This is a genomic window from Inquilinus sp. (genome assembly GCF_057815775.1).
Genome location: NZ_JBYRFX010000895.1, coordinates 1 through 8,512 on the forward strand (window position 1 = coordinate 1; position 8,512 = coordinate 8,512).

At 68.7% G+C, this 8,512-nt stretch carries 8 protein-coding genes; 3 read left to right on the forward strand and 5 right to left on the reverse strand.

Annotated elements, in window-relative coordinates:
* The 3 genes from AC3XYG_RS32035 to AC3XYG_RS32045 all read right to left on the reverse strand — a co-directional run.
* Positions 1-332, reverse strand: a 332-nt coding sequence (locus tag AC3XYG_RS32035) for a serine hydrolase domain-containing protein (RefSeq protein ID WP_489143939.1), incomplete at its 3' end; no start/stop codon positions are given.
* Positions 333-354: 22 nt separating this feature from the next.
* The gene (locus AC3XYG_RS32040) at positions 355-1,818 is read right to left on the reverse strand and encodes a M81 family metallopeptidase (protein WP_489143940.1); all 1,464 of its coding nucleotides are present in this window, start codon (positions 1,816-1,818) and stop codon (positions 355-357) included.
* The gene (locus AC3XYG_RS32045; protein WP_489143941.1) at positions 1,815-2,978 is read right to left on the reverse strand and encodes an NAD(P)/FAD-dependent oxidoreductase; all 1,164 of its coding nucleotides are present in this window, start codon (positions 2,976-2,978) and stop codon (positions 1,815-1,817) included. The genes AC3XYG_RS32040 and AC3XYG_RS32045 overlap by 4 nt, the downstream gene beginning before the upstream one ends.
* Before the next feature lie 146 nt (positions 2,979-3,124).
* On the opposite strand from AC3XYG_RS32045, the gene AC3XYG_RS32050 reads away from it, so the two are divergent.
* Positions 3,125-3,733 (forward strand): helix-turn-helix domain-containing protein, encoded by a 609-nt coding sequence (locus AC3XYG_RS32050; RefSeq protein WP_489143942.1) that lies wholly within the window; start codon positions 3,125-3,127, stop codon positions 3,731-3,733.
* Between the two features lie 10 nt (positions 3,734-3,743).
* On the forward strand, positions 3,744-4,352 hold the full coding sequence (locus AC3XYG_RS32055; RefSeq protein ID WP_489143943.1) for a class I SAM-dependent methyltransferase: 609 nt from the start codon (positions 3,744-3,746) through the stop codon (positions 4,350-4,352).
* 282 nt (positions 4,353-4,634) lie between these two features.
* Here the strand turns inward: AC3XYG_RS32055 and AC3XYG_RS32060 are convergent, their stop codons facing one another.
* Positions 4,635-5,312, reverse strand: a complete 678-nt coding sequence (locus AC3XYG_RS32060; protein ID WP_489143944.1) for an HNH endonuclease — start codon at positions 5,310-5,312, stop codon at positions 4,635-4,637.
* Between the two features lie 47 nt (positions 5,313-5,359).
* Positions 5,360-6,187, reverse strand: a complete 828-nt coding sequence (locus AC3XYG_RS32065) for a M55 family metallopeptidase (protein ID WP_489143945.1) — start codon at positions 6,185-6,187, stop codon at positions 5,360-5,362.
* 193 nt (positions 6,188-6,380) lie between these two features.
* Between AC3XYG_RS32065 and AC3XYG_RS32070 the strand changes: the two genes are divergently transcribed.
* Positions 6,381-8,512: aminotransferase class III-fold pyridoxal phosphate-dependent enzyme (locus tag AC3XYG_RS32070; protein WP_489143946.1), on the forward strand; the 2,132-nt coding region annotated here is incomplete at its 3' end.

Genomic DNA, 8,512 nt, shown 5'->3' on the forward strand with positions numbered 1-8,512 from the left:
AGGTGGTGCAGCGTCACGGTCTCTGGGAAATCCGGCAGCCACGGCAGGTGGCGGCGGACATCGTCCTGCATCGACAGCTTGCCCTCGGCCTCCAGCATCAGCGCCAGCAGCACGGTGAACTGCTTGGTCTGCGACCCGATGCGGATGACCGTGCGCTCGTCGATCGGCACGCCATGGGCCAGGTCGGCCATGCCGTAGCAGCCGCGGTGGATCTCGCGGCCATGCCGGGTGACCCGGACCGAGGCGCCGGGCGAATCCGGCCCGGCCCAGCGCGCGAACAGCGCGTCGACCTGCGCATTGAAGTCGGGCGGCAGGGGGCGGTCATGGGTCATGGCGTCCTCCCGGAAGCGGGGATCAGGCGAAGGGGTTCTCGACGCGCGGCCAGAACGGCACGCGGCGCTTGGTGAAAGCGATGTCGCCGAAGCTGGGCGGGATGGCGCCCGGCGTGGTGACATAGCGGATCTCGGCCGCGATCGGGGCGAAGCCGGCGTAGAAATGCTGGGTCGACTTCACCACCACGATGGCCTTCCGCGACGGGTCGATGCCGAAGGCGGTGTAGGCGTTGGGCGCGAAGGTCTGGCTGCGCAGCGTCACCAGCACCAGGTCGACCTCGTTCGCCGCCTGGACCCAGACGCCGCGGCCCAGCGGCGCCTTGTCCTCGCCCAGCCCGGTCTGGAACACCTCCGGCAGCACGCGCTTGACGGTGATGCGCAGGTCGACCGGGTCGCCCGAGGCCGGGCCGCATTTGCCGCCGATGCGCAGGTCGAAGCTGGCGCCCTCGCCGGCCTCCTCGCATAGCGCCACGGCCTGCGGGTCCCAGTAGCAGCCGCTGACCACGCTGCCGATGCCGCGGTCGATGATGCGGCGCAGGATGAAGGTGCTGTCGCCCGGCGCGCCGCCGCCGGCATTGTCGGCGACATCCGCCAGCACCACCGGGCCGCGCGGCGCCGCCAGCGCATGGTCCAGCGCCGCGTCCACTGTGTCGTGCGGCGTCGCCGTGGCGTGGCGCAGATCCCAGATCTCTCGGCTCAGATCCTCCGCCACCTGTCGGGCCCGGTCGCCATCGCCATCGGCGACCACCAGCATGCGGGCGCCGACCTCTTCGACATCGCCCCAGGGGAAGCCATGGCCGAAGGTGACGGACAGGATGCCGTCGCGGCCTTCCAGCGCCTGCATCCGGTCGACGAAGCCGCGCATCGGCTCGACCGGGGTCCGCCACATGCCGACCATGCGGCAGTCATGCAGCGCCATCACCGGCCGGATCTCGCCGCGCTGGGCCCGGATGCACAGTTCGTACAGCTCGACCGCACGGGGGGCGAGGTCGACATGCGGGTATTCCTTGAAGCCGATGATCGCGGTGCAGGCCTCGACCATCCGGTCGGTCAGGTGGCAATGCAGGTCCAGCTCCATGCCGACCGGCACGCCGGGCCCGACGATGGCGCGGACCCGTTCGGCGGTGTCGCCCTCGCAATCGTCATAGCCGTCGGCCACCATCGCGCCATGCATCAGCAGCAGCACGATGTCGACCGGCCCGGCCCGGCGCAGATCGTCCAGGATGTCGTCGCGCAGCGCCTCGTACAGCGACCGGATGGTGCGGCCCGCCGGCTGGGCGATGGCGGTGACGCTCTCGACCACCTCATGCCCGTCCTGCTCCGCCAGCTCGCGCCAGGTCTTCTGGCAGATCGTCTCGGCCGCGCTGTCGTCGCGGCTGGCGTCGCGCCGGCGATAGGTCTCGGGCGCGTAGAAGCTGGCGGCGCCGGTCGGCAGCGGCGAATAGGTGTTGGTCTCGGTGACCAGGGCGGCGATGAAGATCTTCATGGGTGCGCCTCCAGCGAGACTGTGTCGTCGGCGCCGGCGCCGAACCGCGCGGGCGACAGGGAAGCGGCGGTGACGCCCAGCCGGGCGAGATCGTCGGGCACCAGGTCGCCGCGCAGCAGGGCGGCGCCCAGCCGGGCCATGGCCGGCGCGGTCTGGAAGCCGTAGCCGCCCTGGCCGGCGCACCAGAAGAAACCGGGCGCTTCGGGGTCGAAGCCCAGCACCGGCGTGCGGTCGGCGACGAAGCTGCGCAGCCCGGCCCAGCGATGCGACAGGCGCCGGATCGACAAGGTGGTCGCACCTTCGATCCGGTCGACGGCGATGGCGAGGTCGATCTCCTCCGGCTGCGCATCGCAGGGCGGGCTCGGCGTCTCGTCGGCGGGGGAGCCCAGCAGCTTGCCGGCATCGGGCTTGAAGTAGAAGCGCTCGTCCAGATCGACCACCGCCGGCCAGCCGTCGATGTCGTGGCCCGGCGCGTCGAACAGGAAGGCGGTGCGCCGCTTCGGCACCAGCCCGACCGGGGCGATGCCGGCCAGTGCCGCGATCGCATCGGCCCAGGACCCGGCGGCGTTCACCACGATGTCGGCCACCACGGGGCCGGCCGTGGTCTCGATCCGCCAGCCACCGCCCGGCAGCGGCGACAGCGCCGTGACTTCGGCCCCCGTGCGCATGTGGCCGCCCTGGCGGCGCAGGCCGCGCAGCGACCCCTGCAGCATACCGTTGGTGTCGAGGTCCAGTGCCTCCGGCTCGAACACCGCGCCGGCGATGCGGTGCGCCGGCAGCACCGGCACCCGGGCGGCGACGGCGGCGGCGTCCAGCCGGTGCACGCTTGGCACCAGCGCCGCCATGGTCCCGGCCCGGCGGTCCAGCGCCGCCTCCTGCCCCGGCTGACCGACATGCAGCGATCCGCGCGGCCGGGTCAGGGTGAAATCGGCGAAATCCGGCGGCGGCGCGCGGAAGAAATCGCGGCTGCCGGTCGACAGCGCCCGCACCACCGCATTGCCGTAGGTTTCGGAGAACAGGGCGGCGGACCGGCCGCTCGAGTGATAACCGGGCTGGCTTTCGCGCTCCAGCAGCAGCACCCGGCGGCCATCCGCGGCCGCCCGCGCAAGCGATGCCCCGGCGATGCCTCCCCCGATCACGGCGACGTCGACGACGTCCATTCCGCAGCCTCCCGTTTTCCACAGCCTGATGGCTTGATAGCTTATATGTCAAATAGATTATCGGATCGGAAAAATCATGGTTCTTGCGATAAGATCCACTGCCGACATAGGGTGATAATCCCTGTCATCACTCCCGGCCCGTCCGCATGTCCGATCAGCCCAAGCTTGGGGAATGCCTGAAGGCGCTGCGGCGCCGGCATGGCTGGACGCTGCAGGATGTCAGCACCAAGACCGGGGTCGCGGTCTCGACCCTGTCGAAGGTCGAGAACGACCAGATGTCGCTGACCTACGATAAGCTGCTGCAGATCAGCGAGGGCCTCGGCATCAACCTGGCCGAACTGCTGGCGACGCCGACCGGGGCGGAGGCGGCGATGGCCCGGCGGTCGGTCAGCCAGCCGGGCGAAGGGCTGCCGCAGGTCACGCCCAGCTACGACTATCTCTACCTCTGCACCGAGATCCAGCGGAAGCGGATGGTGCCGGTGATCGCCCGGGTCAAGACACGAACCCTGGCGGAATTCGGCCCGCTGGTGCGCCATTCGGGCGAGGAGTTCATCTATGTCCTGGAAGGCGCGATCGAGGTGCACACCGAGCACTACGCCCCGGTCCGCCTCGACAAGGGCGGCAGCATCTATATCGACAGCACCATGGGCCACGCCTATGTCGCGGTGGGCGAGGGCGATGCCAGCGTGATGGCCGTCTGCTCCAGTCCCGAACCCGACCTGGAAGGCACCCTGCGCTCGCTGTTCACGATCTGAAGGCCCCGTCATGACCCAGCCGCCGATTCCCGGCACCGATGGCTATGGGGCCGAGGCGGACCGCCTTGCCGAGCAGTATGAAAGGGTGGACTTCGCCGCCCTGCATGGCGCGGTGCTGCCCCTGCTGCCGGCGCCGCCGGCGCGGGTCTGCGATATCGGCGCCGGCACCGGGCGCGACGCGGCGGCGCTGGCCCGGCTCGGCCACCGGGTGGTGGCGGTCGAGCCGACGCGGGAGCTGCGCGCCCACGGCCAGCGGCTGCACGCCGATGCCGGGATCGAATGGGTCGACGACAGCCTGCCAGACCTCGCCCGGCTGCAGGCGCGCGGCGACCGCTTCGACCTGGTCATGCTGGTCGCGGTGCTGATGCATCTCGATGACCGGGAGCGGCGATCGGCGGTGGCGGCGGTCGCCGGGCTGATGGCGCCCGGCGGCCTGTTCGTGCTGACCCTGCGCCATGGCCCGGTACCGCCCGGCCGCCGCATGTTCGACGTGCCGGCGGCCGAGGTGATCGGCCTCGGCGCCGGGCATGGCCTCGTCCCGGCCCATGAGGGCCGCCGGGACGACATGTTCGGCCGCGCCGTGCACTGGAGCGTCCTCGCCCTGCGCCGGCCGGACTGACCACTGCATCGTTGCGATGGTCTTATACCAGCGGCCGAATTTATCGACTCGTCATTGCGAGCCCGAAGGGCGTGGCAATCCAGAGATCGAGCCGCTGGATCGCCCATTCTTGACGTAAAAGGGGCGGCTTCGCCTCCTCGCGATGACGGGTTAAGAATTCATGCCGCCGGTATTATGCCCAACAGGAATGCTGGGAACTTCCATCTGCCGGCGGTATAAGCCGCCTCTTAGCAGGCATTATTGGTGTGACGCAATCACTCGCGGTCTTCTTGCGCGATCTGGCTACGGTGTTCGAGGGGCATGAGAAAACCGCTCAAGCCCATCCCACGATGTTTTGTGTATCGGTAGCGTGCGGGGATCGATAAGCCCGACTTCGCTCAACGTACGGTCGCCTCGCCCATAATTGCAGGGGGCACAGGTCACGACGACATTCTCGATCGAGTTGTCACCTCCACGACTGTGCGGCAGGACGTGATCAAACTGCATCCACAAGCATTGAAACGCCGCATGCTGGTCCGAATTTGTCCCGCCCCATGGGAGCACCTCGGGATAGACAATTTTGATTGCGGTCTGGATTTCTTTTGAGATCAGCGGGATACCGCAAAATACGCAGTTTCGTCCATAGTGATTTATGATGCGACGCCGCTCCTCCAGAGCAGGCATTCTCACCGCTATTCGGTCTTCTTTTGGCAGTGTTGGTGGAGCATTGGGGATTGCCCGAGGTCGCAGATATTTCGGCTGATCGGGGTTTGCCGTTGCACTTCCCCAAAGGGATTCAGTCCAAGCCCTGACCGCAGGCATGTTCGCCGAACGGATGAGTTCCGCTGCCGATGAGTGATCGCCCGCAAGGTGAGCGCCCACCGCGCGATTTAGCAGAAAAGCCGCATGGAAGATGTCCGGAATTGGTTCGCGCAGGCAGCGGCGCGGTTTCCAGAATTCTTCGTCTTCGACGATTGTCATATTCTCGGCCCTCCCAATCCGGCACCTCGCGGTGCCGGACCGACAGTCTACATCGTCAGGGTGACGTTGTAGCCGAACAGGAACATCAGGAACTTCGACAGGTCGACGGTATCCGCCGCCTCGTAGCGGATGGTGTAGGTGTCGACCTGGGTGATGCAGCGCAGATAGGCTAGGTATTCGACCGGCAGCCGGTGGCGGAACCGCACCTCCAGTGCGAAGGGGGCCTGCAGGCGGAACGGCCTGGCCTCGCCGATCCGGCCGATCGCCCGCGTCACGCCCTGGCGCACCGCTTCATGGGCCACGGCCGGGGTCAGGCTGCGCGCGGAGCGGGTGCTGTGCGCCCACTTCACCGTCGTGGTCTCGATGTCGCCGACGATGTCGCGGATCTCCGCCACCGCCACGTCGTCGCCCGAGGCGTAGATCACCGGGACGTCGTAGTGGCCGGCGATGGCGGCGTTCAGCCCGGCCTCGTTCAGCACCTGGCCATTCACCCGCACCTCCTGGAAGGCGCTGCCGCTCAGCGTGTGAGACAGCACGCCGGACCGGTTGCTGGCGCCGGCGTGATAGCCGATCAGCAGGGCGCCGGCGAACTCGCCGACCTCCACCCCCTGCATCATGCACAGCGGCCGTGGCCAGCTGCGCACCAGCTGGGTGTAGTCCGGCAGCTTCTCGATCTTCAGGCTCTGGCCATTGCCATGGGAATCGCTGATGACGATCTCGGTCGCGCCGGCCTCATGCGCGGCCTCGCAGGCGGCGACCACGGTGTCGGTCATCCAGTCGCGCGCCCGCTCATATTCGAAGCCCTCGGGGGCGAGGTGGTCACGGGTGACCACGCCGACGATGCCTTCGATGTCGGCCGAGATGTAGAGACGCATCCTGTCCTCCCTGTTTGGCTTTCGCCAACGCTAAGGCCGGTCAGGATTTATCGCATAGAGAAATTTTTAGTGGATGATAGAAATCTGGGTTATGGGCAGGCCCGAAGACCTATTGCCGCGCCCCGATCGCAATGCTTTTCTCGCCGGATGCGGTCCGATCGCGCCGCCGCCCTGACTTCGGAGACCTGTCTCGATGCCCGACCCCGCCCTCGACCTCCGGCGCCCCTTCGGCCCGGCGGAGGCCGAAACTCTGTTCCGCACGGTCTGGGGCATCGACGCCCGGGCCCGGGCGCTGGCGGGTGAGCTGGACCAGAACTTCCTGATGACCGCGGCGGATGGCGGCCAGCATGTGCTGAAGCTGTATCACGCCGGTGCCGATGCCGCGGTGCTGGACTTCCAGGACGGCGCCCTGCTGCATCTGCGCGACCGCGATCCTGTGCTGCCCGCGCCGCGCCCGGTGCCGGCCCTGGACGACCGCCTGACGGTGCCGGTGGCGATGGCCGACGGGTCGACCCGGCTGGCCCGGGCGCTGACCTGGCTGCCCGGGCGGCTGATGGGTGAAACCCGGCCCTACGGCGCCGATCTGCTGCGCTCGCTCGGCCTCTATCTCGGCCGGCTCGACCGGGCCCTGGCCGATTTCAGCCATCCGGCCCAGGACCGGCCGCTGCGCTGGGCGATCACGGCCGCGCCGCAGGCCCGCGAATTGCTGCCGCATATCGCCGACCCGGCACGGCGGGCGAAGGCGGAACGGATCCTCGACGCCTATGACCAGCGGGTGGCGCCGCTGCTGCCCGGATTGCGCCGGCAGGTGGTGCATCACGACGCCAATGACTGGAACGTGGTGGTCGGGCCGGACGGGCTGTGCGCCGGGCTGATTGATTTCGGCGATGCCGTCGCCAACCCGCTGGTGGCCGAACTCGCGGTCGCCTGCGCCTATGCCATGATGGGCCAGGACCAGCCGGTCGATGCGGTGCTGCCGCTGGTCGCCGGCTACCACGCCGCCAACCCGCTGACGGCGGCCGAACTGTCGGTGCTGCCCGACCTCATCCGCGCCCGGCTGGCGCAGAGCGTGTGCATGTCGTCCTGGCAGCACGCCCGCGACCCCGGCAACGACTATCTCCTGATCAGCCAGAAGGATGCCTGGGCCTTGATCGACCAGCTCGACAGACTCAACAACGCCTCCGGTGGCAACGACGCCTTCGCCGGCTACAAGCTGCGCGCCGCCGCCGGGCTGCCGGCGCATCCGCGCAGCCGTCCGGTGCTGGCCTGGCTGGCCGCCAATGCGGACAAGATCGGCCCGGTCTGCCGCCACGACCTGACCGACCCGGACGCCGTCATCGTGTTCGACTGGAGCCATGACAGCCCGGACCTGGAGGCGATCCAGGGCCTGCCGGACACGCAGGCGCAGACCGACGCGGTGCTGGCCCGCATCGCCGAGGCCGAGGCCAAGGTCGGCATCGGCCGCTATGCCGAGCCGCGCGGCGTCTACCAGACCGACGCCTTCAAGACCGACAGCGGCGAACGGCGGACGATCCATCTCGGCATCGACGTGTTCCTGGCGGCGGACGAACCGTTCTTCGCGCCGCTGCCCGGGCGGGTGCATCTGGTCACCAACAACGCGCAGCCCGGCGATTACGGGCCGATGGTGATCCTGGAGCACGAAACCGATGACGGCGACCGGTTCTACACCCTGTACGGCCACCTCTCGGACCGGACGCTGACCCATCTCAAGTCGGGCGACCGGGTCGCGACGGGGGACGTGATCGGCTGGAACGGCGCGCCGCCGACCAATGGCGACTGGGTGCCGCATCTGCACTTCCAGCTGCTGCTCGACCTGATGGGCCGCGGCGCCGACATCGAAGGCGTCGGCCGGCGCAGCGACATGGATGTGTGGGAAAGCGTGAGCCCCGACCCGAACGCGATCCTCGGCATCCCGGCCGAGGTTTCGGTGCGGCTGGAGCGCGGGCATGACGAGCTGCTGGAACAGCGCCGGCTGCATCTCGGCCGCTCGCTGTCGGTGTCCTATGCCGAGCCGCTGAAGATCGTGCGCGGCGAAGGCCAGTACCTGATCGACGACACCGGCACGGCCTATCTCGACATGGTCAACAACGTCGCCCATGTCGGCCATTGCCACCCGCGGGTGGTGGCAGCCGGCCAGGCGCAGATGGCGGTGCTGAACACCAACACCCGCTATCTCCACGACAACATCGTCGACTTCGCCCGCCGCCTGACCGCGACGCTGCCGGAACAGCTGTCGGTCTGCGTCTTCGTCAATTCGGGGTCGGAGGCGAACGACCTCGCCCTGCGCATGGCCCGCGCCCACAC